Here is a 16,352-nt window from a genome sequence, read left to right as displayed (position 1 = left end):
GTGGATCTGCTGGTGCTGGTCAACGCGATGGTCCCCCTGCCGGGCGAGACGCCAGGACAGTGGTGGGACAACACCGGATCGACGGAGGCCCGCGTGGCGGCAGCCGAAGCAGGCGGGTACACCACCGAGTTGGACCTGGCCACCTACTTTCTTCACGACGTGCCGGACGAGATCGTCGCTGCCAGCGCGGCGCACGAGCGGCCTGAGGCCAACGTCGCGTTCAGCCAACCTTGTGACATCGAGCGGTGGCCAGACGTGACCACACGCGTGCTCGCCGCGGCCGGGGACCGGTTCTTCCCCTTGGAGTTCCAGCGCCGAGTGACGCGCGACCGCCTCGGGATCGACATCGACCAGGTTCCGGGCGGGCACCTGGGAGCGCTGTCGCGCCCGGTCGACCTGGTCAACCGGCTGATCGAGTACCTGCCCTGAACAGCGGCGGGACGTTCCCCTGACAGCGCCACAACGTCGTTATTTCACATGAACATTCGCGAGCCCGTCGATCGTCGACCGCTGCTGAATCTCGTCGACAAACGCTGCTGCTGAACGTGAACGAAGCCACGGTGGCGGTGGCGTCCGTGCGGTTCCTGGGTGCCCGGCCGGCTGAGCCTGGTTCGGAAGCCGGTCCGTGCAGCGGCTGTGAACGCTCTCCACCTCATCGCCCTCGTTCGCGCCGGGGCCCGCTTCGAACGCGGCCACCTCGTCGAACGTCCCGAAGTCCGCGCGGCATGCACGACCCAACCGATCCGCAGAATGCCACCCACGGCTCCGGGTCACGGGCGCGGGAAACGGGCGCGCATGGCGTCGATGCAGGTGTCCCGGGACGTGGGTCCGCCGAACCGAAGGCGGTCATAGGCCGTGAACGCCGGCTCCAGGGCGTCGAGTTCGTCGACCAGAGCGTGCAGCCGCTCCGACCATTGTGCTGAACCGGCATCCGGCTCGTTCGCCGCGGCGCCGATCGCGGTCGTCAGGTGATCCTTACGCTGAATGGTGGCCGAGGTCACCGAGTGCAGACACACGTACTGTCCGCTGAGATACGCATTCCACTCCGCCTTCCCGGTGATCGGGTCGGCCCAGTGAGCGGTGAACCACGCTTCGAGCAGGTCCACGCCGCCGGCCTCCTCGGCGAGAGCGAACAGGTCGGCCGGCACCATCTCAGCGCCGTCGGAGCGCAGATATCCCGGAAGCGGCAGACGCTGCCTCAGCATCAGCCGGCGGACCGCATCGGCTTCGCGGCCATGGACTGCGCACAGTTCCTCCAGGGGAACGAACTGCGCGCTGACATATACGTCATCCGCGTCGGTCATCGGATGGTCCCCGTTGACCTCCTGGAACCGCTCGACGAGCCGCTGCTTCAGGTCCGTCTCCGGCACAGGAGGCCTCCGGCATCATCAGCGCGGGCATCTCCCACACAGGACTCCGCACGCTACAGACCGGACGGTTCGGCACTCAACGAACTGTTGTCGCACCTGCGAGGGGCCCTCTGTCCGCCGGGGCTGACCTGCGGAAACTCCCGGCCCTTGGCAGCGGGGCGCGGAGGGGGTGATGGAGAGGTCAACGGAGGGGGGTCCCTTCGAACCGGTCAAGGGGCTGCTCGGACTCGTCTGCGGTGCTCGCCACAGGGTGCTCCTGGAAGGCCGGTGGCCGACAGGGGGAGCGGGGCCCGGGGTGACACCGGCAAGCCGCTGCCGCCCGGCATGAGGCCACCGACAGAGACGGGCCGACGGCCGGGCGCAGCCGCGCGGCCGAGGCAGCCGACGGCCGGCACGACCCGGCGACGGCCCAGGACTGAGGAATGAGGCAGAAGCGGCCGTGACGGGTGCGGCAGGGGGACGGCCGGACATCAGGCCGGCGGCGGAGATGGCTGAGGCCGGCCGCCCGGGGCGGCGCTGCCGGGCGGGGACGGGCGGCGAGCGGCGGCACGGGGCCTTCATCGGCGACCTCGAGAACTACGCGGAACTGAACGCCGCTCTCGACGAGTTGGCCGCGAGGTACGGGGTGACTCCGCCCGGGATCGCCGTCGCGTGGATCAATCGTCATCCGGCGAACATGCAGGTGGTGTTCGGGACCTACCAACCCTGGTCGAGTGGCCGAGTCGGCGGCGGGCTCGGAATTGCCGTTGACCCGTGAGGAGTGGTATCGCCTCTTCCGCGCGGCCGGCCACATCGTGCCCTAGGGTGTGCGGCGCAGCGCAGTGGATCCTGAGGTGCCAGGATCCACTGCGTGGTGCTGCACGGTCTGACGAATGCGTTTTCACGCAGACCTTCCCCGGCTCAGCGGGCCACCAACTCCACACGGTAACCGGTTCGTTACGGGCTCTTGAGCCCGCGGGGAGCTAATCAGAATACTTCAGTCATCAACTTGTCAGGGACACGATCTGTCGTAGTTATGACTGCCAGACCTTGCTGCGCCTGAGGAGGCCGCCTTGAGGTTCAAGCGCACCACCTTCGCCGCCGCGGTCTCGCGCGACGACCTCGCCACGCTCAGGCAGACGGCGGCACGCTACGGGGACGCCGTGCGCGTCGAGCGGACCACCGGCACGTTCAGCCTGAAGGTGGATCACGGCGATCCTATCTACGGCGTCGGCGGCCCCTGGCTGTAGACCTGCTCGCTCGGCTTCAACGTGGTCAAGCACGGCACCTACCACTTCCTGACGGCCGGTCACTGCGCCAAAAGCGTCAGCACCTGGTACGCAGACCAGAACCGCAACACCGTCATCGGGAGCCACGTCGGATACAGCTTCCCGGGAGACGACTACGCCCTGGTCCGCTACGACAACCCCTCGCTCAGCCGCTCCGGCGGGTACACCGCCGCGAACGCCTACGTGGGCGAGACGGTCACTCGCGACGGCACCACCACCGGCTGCACTCCGGCATGGTCACCGTGCTGGACGCCACCGTCCGCTACGGCCAGGGCGGCGGCACGGTCTACGGTCTGATCCAGACCACGGTGTGCGCCGAGCACGGCGACTCCGGCGGCCCGCTCTACGACGGGAACAAGGCCATCGGCCTCACATCAGGCAGCAGCGGTGACTGCACCACGGGCGGCACCACGTTCTTCCAGCCGGTCACCGAGGCGCTGAGCGTCCACGGGGTCAGCCTGCTCTGAGCCAGTAGACAGGAGCGCCGCGCCTTCGCGCTGTTGCGGGCGTGGTCGAGCTGGCGGACTCCTGATCCGGTTGCCGGTCGGCGGCGGCACCCCCGTGCACCGCACTGGGCGCCGGCGCCTCGGACGCGCCCGTGCGCCGGTGACGCGCAGGCCGAGGCGAGGCTCGCCATGCCCGCCTCCGACGGACGCCGCCCTGGGCGACGCCCACGGCGCCGGCCATTCCGAGTGCGCGACGACCGGGGCCGGCCGGGAGCCGACGGCTGGGTTCCACGGCTGCGACCGCCTGCTCCTCATCCCCGCCGAAGGTATCGGCGGGCCACTCCGGCCCGCCCAGGGAAATGCCGGACGCACAACGGGTGCGGCCGTGACGTGGCAAGGCAGTCCTCCAGGCGTGACCGCCAGCGATGCTTCGGGGGAACACCTGTCAGGACGGTCCTCCGATCGCTCGCGAGGTCGTGTCGGCTCAAGGGCGGCGTTGCGGCACATTGTCGTGGACCCGCTTGGGGTCGGTGACCGCCACCGGCTTCAGGACCTCCTCGACGCGGGCCATGAGGTCGGCCTCCAGCACGACACCGGACGCCTTGGCGTTCTCCACGACCTGCTCCGGCCGTGAGGCACCGATGATGGCCGCCGAGACGTTGGGGTTCTGCAGCACCCACGCGACGGCCAGTTGGGCGAGGGACAGCCCGGCCTCGGCGGCCAGCGGCTTCAGCTGCTGCACGGCCTCGAGCACCTCGTCGCGCATCCACCGCGCGATCATGTCGGCCCCGCCCTTGTCATCGGTGGCCCGTGAGCCCTCCGGGGGCCGGGCGCCGGGCTCGTACTTGCCCGTCAGCACTCCCTGCGAGATCGGCGAGTAGACCACCTGACCCATGCCGAGTTCCTCGCAGGCGGGCACGACCTCCGCTTCGATGACGCGCCACAGGGCGTTGTACATGGGCTGGTTGGAGACCAGGGGGAAGCGCAGCTCCCGCGCCAGCGCGTGAGCGCGCCGGATCTGCTCCGCGGGCCACTCGGAGACACCGATGTAGTGGGCCTTGCCGGAGTGCACGATGTCGGCGAACGCCTCCATCGTCTCCTCCAGCGGCGTGGCCACGTCGTACCGGTGCGCCTGGTACAGATCCACGTAGTCGGTCTGCAGCCGGCGCAGCGATCCCTCGATCGACTCCATGAGGTGCTTGCGTGACAGGCCCCGGTCGTTGCGCCCCGGACCGGTCGGCCAGTACGCCTTCGTGAAGATCTCAAGCCCCTCGCGGCGCTCGCCCTTCAGCGCCTCCCCCAGGACCGATTCGGCGCGCGTCGCCGCATAGACGTCGGCTGTGTCGAAGGTGGTGATGCCCACCTCCAGCGCCGCATGCACACAGGCGGTGGCCGCGTCCGCCTCCACCTGTGAGCCGTGCGTGAGCCAGTTGCCGTAGGCGATCTCGCTGATGACCAGGCCACTGCGGCCGAGGTGACGGTACTCCATGAGAGCAATCCTTCGGTGGTACGTGCGCACCGTCGGCGCAGCCGGGTGCAGGAGGACTTGGCAGGTGTTCGTCGGGCCAGTGCAGGCGCGTCAGAAGGAGCGTGTGCCCGCCGAGACGCACGAGTAGCGGGTCCGCACTCTCAGATGGTCGGGCGACGGCTCAGCTCCGACCGGCTCGGCGGCCTCGGCCTGCCGGCGGTCGGTGAACTGAACGACGCGTTGCATGGGTGGCTCCGAGAGGATGCGGATGGGCAGTTGCGTCGACAATATCCCGCACTTATGTCTTGTCAACAAGCAAAACCCGGGTTGAGATGTAAGCGCACCAGCCGTAAATCGCAACGGACACTCACACATGTGCACCATGACCCGGCGGGCGGGGATGACCAGGTTCCACGTCACGGCACCGTTGAACTCGGGCTGCTCACGGGCTGTTCCAGCACGGTCCCCGGCAGGCCGTACACGTGTGCCCGTACTGCACGGCCGTGTCGGCCATTACCTCTCCGGACAGTGCCGCACCACGCCTCCGGCCGCCGGTTCCGGCTTCAGGGACGCTGTGCCAGGGAGGGAGACCGCGGCCCTCAGGGCCGGAAGGCACGGGCCCGCAGGTCCGCTGCGACTGCACTTGCCGTCAGGCGTTGCAAATAATGCATCTCTACGTTGCGTTCATCACATCATGGCTCGAAAGTGACCGCCCAAGACCTGTGGCGCCTCTGGCCCCGGAGGGCGCCGGGGTGTGGCCAGTCGGACCTACACAAGGAAGCATCGTGATCCAGAAGGAAACCGCGTTCTACAGCGAGGGCAGCCGTCTCAAGGCCACCGCCTACTACCCTGACGACCTCCCGGAAGGAGAGCGGCACCCGGCGCTCGTCATCAACTCCGGCTACCAGGGGTTCAACGAGTTCTACCCGAAGTTGTTCGCTCAGCGGCTGACCGAGCGCGGGTTCGTGTGCCTGGGCTTCGACTACCGGGGCATGGCGGACAGTGAGGGCGAAAAGGGGCGGGTCCTGATCGAGGAGCAGGCCCAGGACGTGCGCAACGCGGTCACCTTCATCCGCTCCTGGGACGACGTCGACTCCCGCCGCGTGGGCCTCATCGGGTGGGGCATGGGCGCTGCCAATGTCATCCTCGCGGCCGAGAAGGGCGGCGACGACGTCGCGGCCGTGGCGTCCCTCAACGGGTTCTACGACGGGGAACGCTGGCTGAAGTCCATCCACACCTACGACGAGTTCCTGAAGATCGTCGACGAGGTGGAGGAGGACCGGGTGCAGCGAGTGCTGCGGGGCGAGTCCAAGCTCGCTGACACCTTCGCCCACTACCCGCTCGACCCGGCCACCGACGACTACGTCCAGAAGGAACTGGCACAGGTCTACGGCTTCGGGCACCCCACCCGGCTGCAGTTCACGGAGTCCATCCTCGACCTGAAGGTGGAGAACGTGGTGGCGAACCTCGCGCCGACACCCCTGTTCATCGCCCACGGTGAGCGGAACTCGCTGCATCCCTACGACGAGGCCCTGTCCCTGTACGCGGCGGCCGCTTCCCCCAGGACCCTGTACACGATCAACGGGCGGCACAACGACTTCATGTACGGCGACCACCCGGAGTTCCTGCTGCTGTGCGACCGGCTTAAGGAGTTCTTCGACGCCGCCTTCAGCACCTCGGCGGCTCGGCCCCGGAGCATCTCGGCCTGACAGCGGCCCGGACCGCCCCCGCACGCAACCTGACGGGTCCCGTCCCGCCCGGCACCGGAGGCGGCGCGCGGAGGAGCGGTGCAAAAAATGCAACCTCGTGTTGCGTACCTCACGTGCGCCCTCTAGTTACTGCATACCGCTACCTAGGATTCGGTATGGCTCTTGAGCAGAAACAGACTCCCCCCGCCTCGCGGAGCGGTGCTTCGCGGGTGATGGCGATCCTGGACGCGCTCGCGTCCGCGGATCCGGCCGCCTTCCCCGACGGCCTGAGCGTGGCCGATGTGGCCAGGGTGCTGGAGCGCGAGAAGTCCGTCGTGTCCCGACAGCTCAAGAGCCTCCGCGAGACGGGCATGGTCGACCGGCGTAGTTCGGGGCGGTACGAGCTGAGCTGGCGGCTGTTCGCGCTGGCGGTGCGAGCGGGAGACCAGCGGCTGACCAAACTCGCCGCCCCGTTGCTGCTCAGGCTGACCGAAACGGTCCGGGAACGCACCTACCTGAGCGTGCTCAGCGACGGTGAGGTCCTCACCGTCCTGTCAGAGGGCTCCCGAAGGTCGATCGAGGCCGTGAACTGGGTCGGCCGCACGATCCCCGTGCACCGCAGTTCCAGTGGCATGGCCTTGCTGATGGACTGCGAGGACGAGCACATCATCGAGGTCGTCCGACGCGGTGAGAACCAGGTGTCGGAGCGTGAGGCACGCGAGTTCCTCGTCCAGGTGCAGCAGGCCCGGCGGCGGGGATACACGGTCGCGAACCGCGTCTTCGACCCGGAGCTCATGGGCATCGGGGCACCGGTCAGGGATTTCACCGGCCAGGTCAAAGCGGCGGTGAACATCTCCGGCCCCGCGTTCAGGATCGAGCCGCACGTCCAGGCATTCGGAGGGCACCTGCTGTCGACGGTGCGGGCCCTGCAGGCCTCCCTCGGCTCCGACGTGCGCTCCTGCGCCGATCCGAGCGACCCCTGACGGCCGCCTAAGCGACCCGACAACCATCCGTCCGAGCCACGAAACCGGAGATCACCATGCGACATCTCGCTCCTCCCCGTCCCGAGTCCGGCCCCGCCGGCCCCCGCCAGGCGGTCCTGGACACGCTCGCAGGCCGTCCGTCGAGAGGGGCGGCTACGCCGTGAAGCTCATCTCCTACATGGCCGACAACGCGAGCTACCTGGTGTTCCTGACCGAGCAACACATCGAGCTGGTCCTCGTCAGTGTCGCAATCTCCGCGATCGTCGGAATCGGGCTCGCCCTTGTCACCCAGTCCTCCCCCGGCCTGCGCGGCGCCCTGCTGTCGCTGACGGGGTCCCTGCTTACCATCCCCTCCTTCGCCCTGTTCGCCCTCATGATCCCCCTCCTGGGGCTCGGTGTGGCCCCGACGATCGCCGCCCTTTCCGTGTACGGGATCTTCCCGATCCTGCGCAATACGGTGACCGGCATCGAAGGGGTCGATCCGGCCGCCGTCGAGGCGGCCCGCGGCCTCGGCATGGGCCCGGGACAGCGGATGCGCACCGTTGTCCTGCCCCTGGCCTGGCCAGTGATCCTCAACGGGATCCGCACGGCGACGATCATGCTGGTCGCGACGGCCGCCATCGGAGCCGTCGTACGCGGCCCTGGACTGGGACAGCTGATCTTCCGGGGGCTGGAGCGGATCGGCGGAGCGAACGCACTGGAAGAAGCTCTCTCCGGAGTGATCGGAGTGGTGCTCGTCGCTCTGGTCCTCGACCTGCTGTTCATCGTGATCGCCAAGATCACCGCTCTGCGAGGATTGAATGTCTGACAGGCCCATCCCGAGCCCCGACACCATGATCTTTCTGGACGAGGTCTCCAAACGATACCCCGGCCAGGAGACGGCAGCCGTCTCCGAACTCTCCATGGAGATCAAGCGAGGAGAGTTCGTCGTCCTGGTCGGCCCGTCCGGATGCGGGAAGACCACCACCCTGCGGATGATCAACCGCCTCGTCGAGCCGACCCACGGGCGGATCTTCATCGGCGGCAAGGACGTCACCCATGCCGACGTGGACGAGCTGCGGCGCGGCATCGGCTACGTCATCCAGCAGATCGGCCTGCTCCCTCATCTGACCATCGCGGACAACATCGCCCTTGTGCCCAGGATGCTCAAGGTGAAGAAGTCCGAGCGCCGTCAGCGAGCGAAGGAGCTGCTGGAGATGGTCGGACTGGATCCGGCCACCTATGCCGACCGGTACCCCCGGCAGCTCTCCGGCGGCCAGCAGCAGAGGGTCGGCGTCGCCCGCGCCCTCGCCGCGGATCCGCCGGTGATGCTGATGGACGAACCGTTCGGCGCCGTGGACCCCATCGCGCGGGAAAAGCTCCAGATGGAGTTCCTCCGGCTCCAGGAACGGATCCGCAAGACGATCGTGATGGTCACCCACGACATCGACGAGGCGCTCCGCCTGGGCGACCGCATCGCGATCTTCGGCCCCGGCTCCCGCCTGGCCCAGTTCGACACGCCCCTGGAGATCCTCAGCAACCCCGCCGACGACTTCGTCCGCGACTTCGTCGGGTCCGGCGCCCCGGTCCGTCGACTGTCGCTGCTGAAGGTCTCGGATGTCATGGCCTCCGCACCCTCCGACGTGCCCAGCGCGGCTAACGCCATCGCCATAGACGCCGGGGAAACAGTTCACAGGGCACTCGAGCTGGTTCTGGCTTCACGGGCGGAGGGCGTCGAGGTCAGTGTTCCCGGGGACGGCACCCGCTACCTCGACCTGCAGACCCTGCTCACCGCGGCAGCCCAGCCGGCGAAGGTGCTTTCATGAGCGCCGGGGCCGTCGGGGCAACCGCCGGCTCGGGGACCCGCCGCTCCCGCACGTGGGTGCTGCCGCTGGCCGTCCTCGTCCTGCTGGGAGTCCTCTGGGCCTACGTCAGTTCCCTGGAGCTGGACTCCATCGAGACCCGCAGCCTGGCTCCGGACGTCGTCCTGACCGCCCTGTGGGAGCACGTCCAACTCGTCGTCGTCTCGACGCTGTTGACCGTCGCCATCGGTGTCCCCCTCGGCGTGCTGCTGACCAGGCCCGGCATCAGCAGGGCGGGGGTGATCGTGCTCGCGGCAGCCAACGCCAGCCAGGCGGTGCCGTCGATCGGAGTGCTGGTGGTGCTGGCCATGGTCTTCGGCGTCGGCTTCTGGATGGCCGTGGTGGCCCTGGTGTTGTACGCACTGCTTCCCGTGCTGCGCAACACAATGGTGGGGATCCGTCAGGTCGACCCCGCGCTGATCGACGCCGGCCGGGGCATGGGGATGAACGCCCGGGAGGTGCTGTTCACCATCGAGCTGCCTCTGGCAGTCCCGGTGATGCTGGCAGGCATCCGCGTGGCACTGATCCTCAACGTCGGCGTGGCCACCCTCGCCGCGTTCACCAACGCCGGGGGCCTCGGCTCCGTCATCTCCTCCGGCATCTCCCTCGACAGGACGCCGGTGCTCGTCGTCGGCAGCGCCCTCACGATGGCCCTGGCCCTGACCGTCGACTGGCTGGCCGGCCTGGCTGAACGGGTCCTGCGCCCGCGCGGCATCTGAGACCGCTCCTGCTCCGTCCCACCCAGACACCCTCAAGCACCATGAAAGGGCTTCAGCATGCGCAGAACCATGACGGCCGCAGCGAGCCTGCTCAGCCTCGCGCTCACCAGCGGCTGTGCTCTCGGCAGCAGCGGCGCCGACGTGGGCAGCGGCCCGGCGAGGAGCGGCCCCCTCAAAGGGGTCACCGTGAACGTCGCGTCGAAGAACTTCACCGAGCAGCTGCTGCTGTGCGAGATCACCGCCCAGCGGCTCGAGTCACAGGGGGCGAGCGTCAAACGCACCTGCGGCATGAGCGGGACCAACGCCGTGCGCGCGGCGCTGACCAGCGGCGACGTGGACATGTACTGGGAGTACACCGGCACCGGCTGGCTGGCCTTGCAGCAGCGGGGGAACCTCACCGATCCCCAGGCGCTGTACAAGAAGGTCAGTGCGCTGGACAAGTCCGAACACGACGTGGTGTGGCTCCCGCCGGCCGCGGCGAACAACACCTACGCCGTCGCGGTGAAGACATCGGCGGCGAAGAAGCTGGGCGTTGCCACGCTTTCCGACTACGCCACACTCGCCTCGAAGGATCCGGGCCACGCGGGCTTCTGTGGCGCCTCGGAGTTCTTCGGGCGCGACGACGGGTGGCCGGGGTTGCAGAAGGCGTACGGTTTCAACCTCCCCAAGAGCGACGCGGCGGAGCTGGCCGAAGGCCCGATCTACAACGCGGTCGCCAAGGGCGATCCGTGCAACTTCGGTGAGGTCTTCGCCACCGACGGCCGGATATCCGCCCTCGGGTTGACGGTCCTGAAGGACGACAAGAAGTTCTTCCCGCCGTACAACCTCTCCCTGAACGTCCGAGGCACCGTGCTGAAGAAGTACCCGAATATCCAGACGGTGATGGATCCGGTGAGCAAGCTGCTGGTCACCGCCCAACTGCAGAAGCTGAACGCGGAGATCGACGTGGACGGCAAGAGGCCGGAGGAGGTCGCGAGCCAGTGGCTCAGCGCCAACAAGCTGAAGTGACGCGGAGCCGGGAGGAGCCGGCCACGCTTCGCGTAGGGCTCCTCCAGACCGCACCCGTCTTCGGCGCGGTCGAAGAGAACCTCGCCCGCATCGCCGAACTGCGCGACAGAGTCGGCCCGGTCGACCTCGCCGTCACCCCGGAGCTCTCGGTCACCGGCTACGGATTCACGTCTCCCACCGAGACGGACCTCTTCACCAGCGACGATCCGCGGCTGGCTGCCCTGGTGTCCGCGGGCGTCGCCGTGGGCTTCGCCGAGAAGAACCCTTCCGGGCTGCCCTGGAACAGCTACCTGCTGGCCGACCCGCGGACCGGGACCCGGCACCTGCAGCGCAAGCTCCAGCCCGTGTCCTACGCGCCGTGGAACGAGCACCTCTCGTTCCAGCCGGGCGCGGAGCTGCGGACCGCAGGCTTCGGCGCGGCCAGGATCGCCACGGCCATCTGCAACGACATGTGGCATCCGGTCATCCCGTGGCTGGCGGCCCAGGGCGGCGCCGAAGTCGTGATCGTGCCCGTGGCCAGCGTGGAAGGCTCCGACCCGGTCAGGATCCGCCGCACCTGGGAGGTGATCCTGGAGCACGCCGCGGTGCTGCTGCAGTGCTACGTCGTGTTCGCCAACCGCTGCGGCACCGACGGCGGGGCCCGGTTCTGGGGCGGCTCACGCGTTCTGGGCCCGGACGGCAGCGTCCTCGTCTCCCTCGGAGACGAGCCGGGTGCCGCTGTCGCCGAGCTGGACATGACAGCCCTGCGCCGGCTTCGGGCAGAGGTCCCCCTGCTCGCGGAGTCCCGCACCGAGTTCCTCGCCGGAGCCTTCGCGACCACCTTTGGCTCCGAGAGGGAGCAGTTCCGTGTTTGACGTTCATGTCCATGCCGCTCCTGACGTCCTCGACCGCATCGGGTACGACGACCAGATAGGGGCCGCCTACGCGGCGGCCGGCTACAGCGGCTTCGTGCTGAAGGCCCACCACGAATCCACCGTGGGCCGGGCCAGCGCCCTCAGCCGCTCGTCCGGACTGGAAGTGGTGGGAGGAATCACCCTCAACCGTGCCGTCGGCGGGATCAACCCGGCGGCCGTCCTCTCGGCTCTGTCCACGGGCGGGCGGGTCGTGTGGTTCCCCACGGCGGACGCCCACACCCAGGAGACCGCCCGACTGCCACGGCTGGGGGACCTCGACGAGCGTCTGGACCGCTCGGTGCTGTGCGTCCCGCCGGTCCTTCCCGCGGACGACGCCGCGGTCAAGGACATCGCCCTCGTGCTCGACCTGATCGCCGAGCACGACGCGGTGTTGTGCACGGGACATGTCAGCGGCGAGGAATGCCGGTGGCTACTGGACCAGGCCCAGGCCCGGGGCATCGGAAGGTTCCTGCTCACCCACCCCTCCTACACCGTCCCCGGCATTCGGGTGCGGGAGATCGCCGAACTCGCCGAGCGGGGGGCCCACGTCGAGATCACCGCCTACCAGCTCTTCCACCAGCCCGGGATGACAGCTGCCCGACTGGCTGCCGTCGCCCGGGCGGCAGGGCCACGTCTGGTCCTTGCCTCCGACGCGGGACAGCCCGACAGCCCCGAGCCTCCCGCCGCCCTCGAACAGCTCATCTTCGCGCTCGCCGCCGAGGGGCTGGACCCCGGATGGCTCCGCGACGCGGGCGGCGACACCCCTCGGCACCTCGTCCTCCCATGACGGCCATCGAGGGAAGCGGTCAACGCGCGGTACGCGGTTCGCTTCCTTCGACCGCGCGAGCCATTGCAGACCCGACTGGGCCGCGCACGAATCCACGTCCACCCCGGCAGGCCCGACGGCCCCTCAGGAGCAGCACCCGATGGAAGCGACCATGGCAGACGATGCGAAGCCCCGCCACGAGGCGTTCCTCGACGCCCTGCGTGGACAACTCGGCGGCCTCGTCGACGGCTCCTCCCTGACCAGGGCGCTGTACGCGACCGATGCCTCCAACTACCGGATCGTCCCGGAGGCCGTGCTCACGCCGAAGTCCAAGGACGATGTGATCACCGCTGTCGACCTCGCCCGTGCCCATGGAGTGCCGGTCACCGTCCGGGGAGGAGGCACCTCCTGCGCCGGCAACGCCGTAGGCCCCGGCCTCGTGATCGACTTCTCCCGCTTCATGAACCGTGTCCTGTCCGTTGACCCCGATTCCTCCACGGCGGTCGTGGAACCCGGGGTGGTCCTGAGCACCCTGCAGGCCGCCGCCCTGCCGTACGGGCTTCGCTTCGGCCCCGATCCCTCCACCGCCACCCGCTGCACCATCGGCGGGATGATCGGCAACAACGCGTGCGGTCCACACGGCCTGTCCTACGGGCGTACGGCCGACAACGTGGTGTCCCTGACATGGCTGACCGGCCGCGGCGACGTCATCACGGCCGGTACGGGGCCCGAAGGTCTCGCCGCGGTGCCCGGTCTGGACTCCTTCGTCAGGCAGAACCTGGCCGTCCTGCGCACCGAGTTCGGACGCTTCGGACGGCAGATCTCCGGCTACTCCCTGGAACACCTTCTCCCGGAGAACGGACACAACCTGGCGGCCGCCCTGACCGGCACCGAAGGCAGCTGCGGAATCCTCCTCGAAGCCACGGTCACACTCGTGCCCCGGGCACCGGCGTCGGCGCTGGCCGTCCTCGGCTACCGCGACATGGCCACCGCCGCGGACGACGTGCCGAATCTGCTCCCCTTCCGCCCGCTCGCCCTGGAAGGCCTGGACGCACAGCTCATCGAAGTCGTCCGCCGGTCCCACGGTGCTGCCGGCGTCCCCACCCTGCCCGCCGGTGGCGGATGGCTGATCGCCGAGGTCGGCGGTGTCAGCCCGGAGGAGGCGGTGGGGGCCGCACGTGAACTGGTCGCCGCAGCCGGCTCGGCCGACACCCTGGTCCTGCCCGCGGGGCCCGAGGCGACCAGGCTCTGGCAGATCCGCGCCGACGGTGCCGGCCTGGCCGGACGCACCGCCGACGGCAAGCAGGCCTGGCCGGGCTGGGAGGACTCCGCCGTCCCCCCGGAACGCCTCGGTGACTACCTGCGCGGCCTCCAAGCCCTGATGGCCTCCGAGAACGTCTCCGGGCTGGCCTACGGCCACTTCGGCGACGGGTGCGTCCACGTCCGTCTCGACTTCCCCCTCAACGGCGACGGCGCCCTCATGCGCAGGTTCCTCGAACGCGCCGCGGCGCTGGCCGCCGAGCACGGTGGCTCCCTCTCCGGCGAGCACGGGGACGGACGCGCGCGCTCCGAGTTGCTGCCCGTCATGTACAGCCCCGAAGCCGTGCGCGCCATGGAAACCTTCAAGGCGCTCCTGGACCCCGAAGACGTCATGAACCCGGGGGTCGTCGTCCGCCCGGCACCGCTGGACGCCGACCTCCGCCGTCCCCAGGCCCGGCGCCTGCGTGCCACCGACGGCTTTGCCTTCGCGCACGACGGCGGAGACATCACCGATGCCGTCCACCGGTGCGTCGGGGTCGGCAAATGCCGGGCCGACAGCCGCGGACAGGGCGGCTTCATGTGCCCCTCGTACACCGCCACGCGCGACGAGAAGGACTCCACCCGGGGCCGCGCGCGGATCCTCCAGGAGATGCTCAACGGCGGCGTGGTCTCCGACGGCTGGAGTTCCCACGAGGTCCACGACGCTCTCGACCTGTGCCTGAGCTGCAAGGCCTGCGCGAACGACTGCCCCACCGGCATCGACATGGCGATGTTCAAGTCCGAAACGCTGCACCAGACGTACAAGGGGCGACTGCGTCCGCTCAGCCACTACACGCTCGGCCGGCTCCCGCAGTGGCTCAGGCTCGCCGCGCCACTGGCCCCGCTCGTCAACCTCGCCGGCCGCGTCCCGCTGCTGCGCAGAGCCATGGCGGCGGTGATGGGAGCCGACCCTCGCCGTTCGCTGCCGACGCTGCCCCGAAAGCCGTTCCGGCGGAGCAAACCGCCGACGAGGTCCGCGAAGCAGACCGGGGCCAAGGTCGTGCTCTGGGTCGACTCCTTCTCGGACGCCATCGATCCGGACATCCCCCGGGACGCCCTCGACGTCCTCTTCGCCGCTGGCTGTGACGTCGAGATCGCCGGCCCGGGGGCCTGCTGCGGTTTGACCCTCGTCTCCACCGGCCAGCTCACCGCCGCCAAAGCCCGACTGCGCAGGACACTCGACGTTCTGCTCCCCTACGTCAGGGACGGAAGGACGGTCGTCGGCATCGAACCCAGCTGCATCGCCACGCTCCGCTCGGACCTCGTGGAACTCCTCGCCGACGACCCCCGTGCCGTCGAACTCGCCCACTCGGTCAAGACCATGGCCGAGTTCGTCACCTCCATCGGCTGGACGCCGCCGCAAGCAGCCGAGAAGCTGCTCGTCCAGCCCCACTGCCACCACTACTCGGTCATGGGTTTCGACGCGGATCAGGCGCTCCTGGAAGCCATGGGCTGTGACGTCGAGATCTCCGCGGGATGCTGCGGCCTCGCCGGGAACTTCGGTATGGAGAAGGGCCACTACGAGATCTCCGAGAAAATCGCACGAGAGGGCATCCTCGCCAAGGCATCCGTCAGTCCTGACCGGCAGATCCTCGCCGACGGGTTCTCCTGCCGCACTCAGGTCCGCGACCTGGCCGGCCTCCACAGCCGCCACCTCGTGCAGATCATCGCCGAAGCCCTCCGGGGCTCATCGCCCACACGAAGGTGAGCCCGGTGAGTGGCGCCGGGGCGCTGCCAGAGGCCGAAACCGTGGCAGCTGTCGCACGGTGGGCTTGATACTGGAGCGGACGGACCAGCTCCGCCCGGGGCCGACTGGCGAATCGACACGGACCCGGGCGGGGCCGCCGTAGTGGGTGGCGACCGCTTGGCGGTCATCGCCGTTCGCTGCGACGGGAGGCTGCCGCAGGCGGCGGTCACACGCTGGCTGCGGTCGTCAGGCCGTCAGGTCCCGGACGACCACGTTCATCGGCCCGGTCGAGGCCTGTCGGTGCCATCGCGCCCGTCCCCGACGGCTGCCAACCCGCGCCCCGGCCGGATCTCGTGTCCAGGGCGGGTCCGGCTCGTCCGGGACGGCCATGCCTTCACGTCGAGGCGGGCGAGCGACAGCGCCGATCTCAACCAGCTGAGAACACCACACCCCCGTCCGCCTCCGCCGCGAACCACGCACCCGCCGCACCCTGCGGCTCCTTCCCGCCCACCGTCCTGCGCCCCGCCGAACTGCCGGCGTTCCAGCGCGGTGGCGGGGTCAGCACCACCCCCCGGGTCGCCCGTACGGTCGGCGCGCGGGTCTTCCTGAACGGCATCACCCTGTTCGGACCCGGCACGGGACGCCCCGCACACCCACGACTGCGCGGGGAGCGTCGTCGTCCTCGAGGGTGACGCGGTGGTGGAGATCGACGGCACCGGGCACCGGCTGTCCCCGTACGACACCACGTACGTCGCCGCCGGTACACCGCACCGCTTCAACGCCTCACGACCGCCCCTCTGCGGATCCTGTGGACGTACGCCTCGGTGAACGCCACCCGGACCATCGTGGCGACGGGGGCCACCGCCCGCGCCGTCGCCGAACACACGCGGCCCGCCGAACCGGAGACCGGGACGGG

14 protein-coding genes and 2 pseudogenes are annotated in these 16,352 nt (G+C 69.3%); 13 read left to right on the top strand and 3 right to left on the bottom strand.

Going from position 1 to position 16,352, the window contains the following annotated elements; genetic code table 11:
- Positions 1–429, top strand: a pseudogene (locus AB0947_RS38110) (alpha/beta hydrolase); the annotation flags it as partial.
- Between the two features lie 341 nt (positions 430–770).
- Here AB0947_RS38110 and AB0947_RS38105 read toward each other — a convergent pair.
- Positions 771–1,370, bottom strand: a complete 600-nt coding sequence (locus AB0947_RS38105) for a DUF6058 family natural product biosynthesis protein (RefSeq protein WP_366754966.1) — start codon at positions 1,368–1,370, stop codon at positions 771–773.
- Between the two features lie 439 nt (positions 1,371–1,809).
- Here AB0947_RS38105 and AB0947_RS38100 point away from each other — a divergent pair, with 439 nt between their 5' ends.
- Both AB0947_RS38100 and AB0947_RS38095 read left to right on the top strand, forming a co-directional pair.
- On the top strand, positions 1,810–2,127 hold the full coding sequence (locus tag AB0947_RS38100) for a hypothetical protein (RefSeq protein WP_366754965.1): 318 nt from the start codon (positions 1,810–1,812) through the stop codon (positions 2,125–2,127).
- A 346-nt stretch (positions 2,128–2,473) separates the two neighbouring features.
- A pseudogene (locus tag AB0947_RS38095) lies at positions 2,474–3,105 on the top strand (S1 family peptidase); the annotation flags it as partial.
- A gap of 463 nt (positions 3,106–3,568) precedes the next feature.
- On the opposite strand, the gene AB0947_RS38090 reads toward AB0947_RS38095, so the two are convergent.
- A complete protein-coding gene (locus tag AB0947_RS38090; protein WP_366754964.1) occupies positions 3,569–4,573 on the bottom strand; it encodes an aldo/keto reductase family protein in 1,005 nt (334 codons plus the stop codon).
- Between the two features lie 90 nt (positions 4,574–4,663).
- Positions 4,664–4,798 (bottom strand): hypothetical protein, encoded by a 135-nt coding sequence (locus AB0947_RS38085; RefSeq protein WP_366754963.1) that lies wholly within the window; start codon positions 4,796–4,798, stop codon positions 4,664–4,666.
- 539 nt (positions 4,799–5,337) lie between these two features.
- Here AB0947_RS38085 and AB0947_RS38080 point away from each other — a divergent pair.
- The 10 genes from AB0947_RS38080 to AB0947_RS38035 all read left to right on the top strand — a co-directional run bounded on the left by AB0947_RS38080 (position 5,338) and on the right by AB0947_RS38035 (position 16,264).
- A complete protein-coding gene (locus AB0947_RS38080) occupies positions 5,338–6,261 on the top strand; it encodes an alpha/beta fold hydrolase (protein WP_366754962.1) in 924 nt (307 codons plus the stop codon).
- Between the two features lie 155 nt (positions 6,262–6,416).
- Positions 6,417–7,223 (top strand): IclR family transcriptional regulator, encoded by an 807-nt coding sequence (locus tag AB0947_RS38075; RefSeq protein WP_366754961.1) that lies wholly within the window; start codon positions 6,417–6,419, stop codon positions 7,221–7,223.
- A gap of 160 nt (positions 7,224–7,383) precedes the next feature.
- On the top strand, positions 7,384–8,031 hold the full coding sequence (locus tag AB0947_RS38070) for an ABC transporter permease (RefSeq protein WP_366754960.1): 648 nt from the start codon (positions 7,384–7,386) through the stop codon (positions 8,029–8,031).
- A gap of 25 nt (positions 8,032–8,056) precedes the next feature.
- On the top strand, positions 8,057–9,028 hold the full coding sequence (locus AB0947_RS38065) for an ABC transporter ATP-binding protein (RefSeq protein ID WP_366754967.1): 972 nt from the start codon (positions 8,057–8,059) through the stop codon (positions 9,026–9,028).
- Positions 9,025–9,783: an ABC transporter permease gene (locus AB0947_RS38060; RefSeq protein ID WP_366754959.1), complete on the top strand. Its 759-nt coding sequence runs from the start codon at positions 9,025–9,027 to the stop codon at positions 9,781–9,783. The genes AB0947_RS38065 and AB0947_RS38060 overlap by 4 nt, the downstream gene beginning before the upstream one ends.
- 57 nt (positions 9,784–9,840) lie before the next feature.
- On the top strand, positions 9,841–10,791 hold the full coding sequence (locus AB0947_RS38055; protein WP_366754958.1) for a glycine betaine ABC transporter substrate-binding protein: 951 nt from the start codon (positions 9,841–9,843) through the stop codon (positions 10,789–10,791).
- Positions 10,788–11,645 carry a nitrilase-related carbon-nitrogen hydrolase gene (locus AB0947_RS38050; RefSeq protein WP_366754957.1) on the top strand — a complete coding sequence of 286 codons (858 nt, stop codon included), beginning with the start codon at positions 10,788–10,790 and terminating at the stop codon, positions 11,643–11,645. The genes AB0947_RS38055 and AB0947_RS38050 overlap by 4 nt, the downstream gene beginning before the upstream one ends.
- Complete coding sequence (locus AB0947_RS38045; protein WP_366754956.1) at positions 11,638–12,471, top strand: DUF6282 family protein; 834 nt, start codon at positions 11,638–11,640, stop codon at positions 12,469–12,471. Before AB0947_RS38050 ends, AB0947_RS38045 begins: the two co-directional genes overlap by 8 nt.
- A 151-nt stretch (positions 12,472–12,622) precedes the next feature.
- Positions 12,623–15,457: an FAD-binding and (Fe-S)-binding domain-containing protein gene (locus tag AB0947_RS38040; RefSeq protein WP_366754955.1), complete on the top strand. Its 2,835-nt coding sequence runs from the start codon at positions 12,623–12,625 to the stop codon at positions 15,455–15,457.
- Positions 15,458–16,132: 675 nt separating this feature from the next.
- A complete protein-coding gene (locus tag AB0947_RS38035; RefSeq protein WP_366754954.1) occupies positions 16,133–16,264 on the top strand; it encodes a hypothetical protein in 132 nt (43 codons plus the stop codon).
- Positions 16,265–16,352 lie beyond the last annotated feature (88 nt).

The organism is Streptomyces sp. NPDC047841, from assembly GCF_040704085.1.
Lineage (GTDB): Bacteria > Actinomycetota > Actinomycetes > Streptomycetales > Streptomycetaceae > Streptomyces > Streptomyces argyrophylli.
This window is presented reverse-complemented; position numbering and strand designations above follow the sequence as displayed.

Bases quoted from the DNA above. Each gene is read 5' to 3' on its own strand.
- AB0947_RS38090 (WP_366754964.1), bottom strand. From the start codon at position 4,573: ATGGAGTACCGTCACCTCGGCCGCAGTGGCCTGGTCATCAGCGAGATC.
- AB0947_RS38085 (WP_366754963.1), bottom strand. From the start codon at position 4,798: ATGCAACGCGTCGTTCAGTTCACCGACCGCCGGCAGGCCGAGGCCGCC.
- AB0947_RS38075 (WP_366754961.1), top strand. From the start codon at position 6,417: ATGGCTCTTGAGCAGAAACAGACTCCCCCCGCCTCGCGGAGCGGTGCT.
- AB0947_RS38065 (WP_366754967.1), top strand. From the start codon at position 8,057: ATGATCTTTCTGGACGAGGTCTCCAAACGATACCCCGGCCAGGAGACG.
- AB0947_RS38060 (WP_366754959.1), top strand. From the start codon at position 9,025: ATGAGCGCCGGGGCCGTCGGGGCAACCGCCGGCTCGGGGACCCGCCGC.
- AB0947_RS38055 (WP_366754958.1), top strand. From the start codon at position 9,841: ATGCGCAGAACCATGACGGCCGCAGCGAGCCTGCTCAGCCTCGCGCTC.
- AB0947_RS38040 (WP_366754955.1), top strand. From the start codon at position 12,623: ATGGCAGACGATGCGAAGCCCCGCCACGAGGCGTTCCTCGACGCCCTG.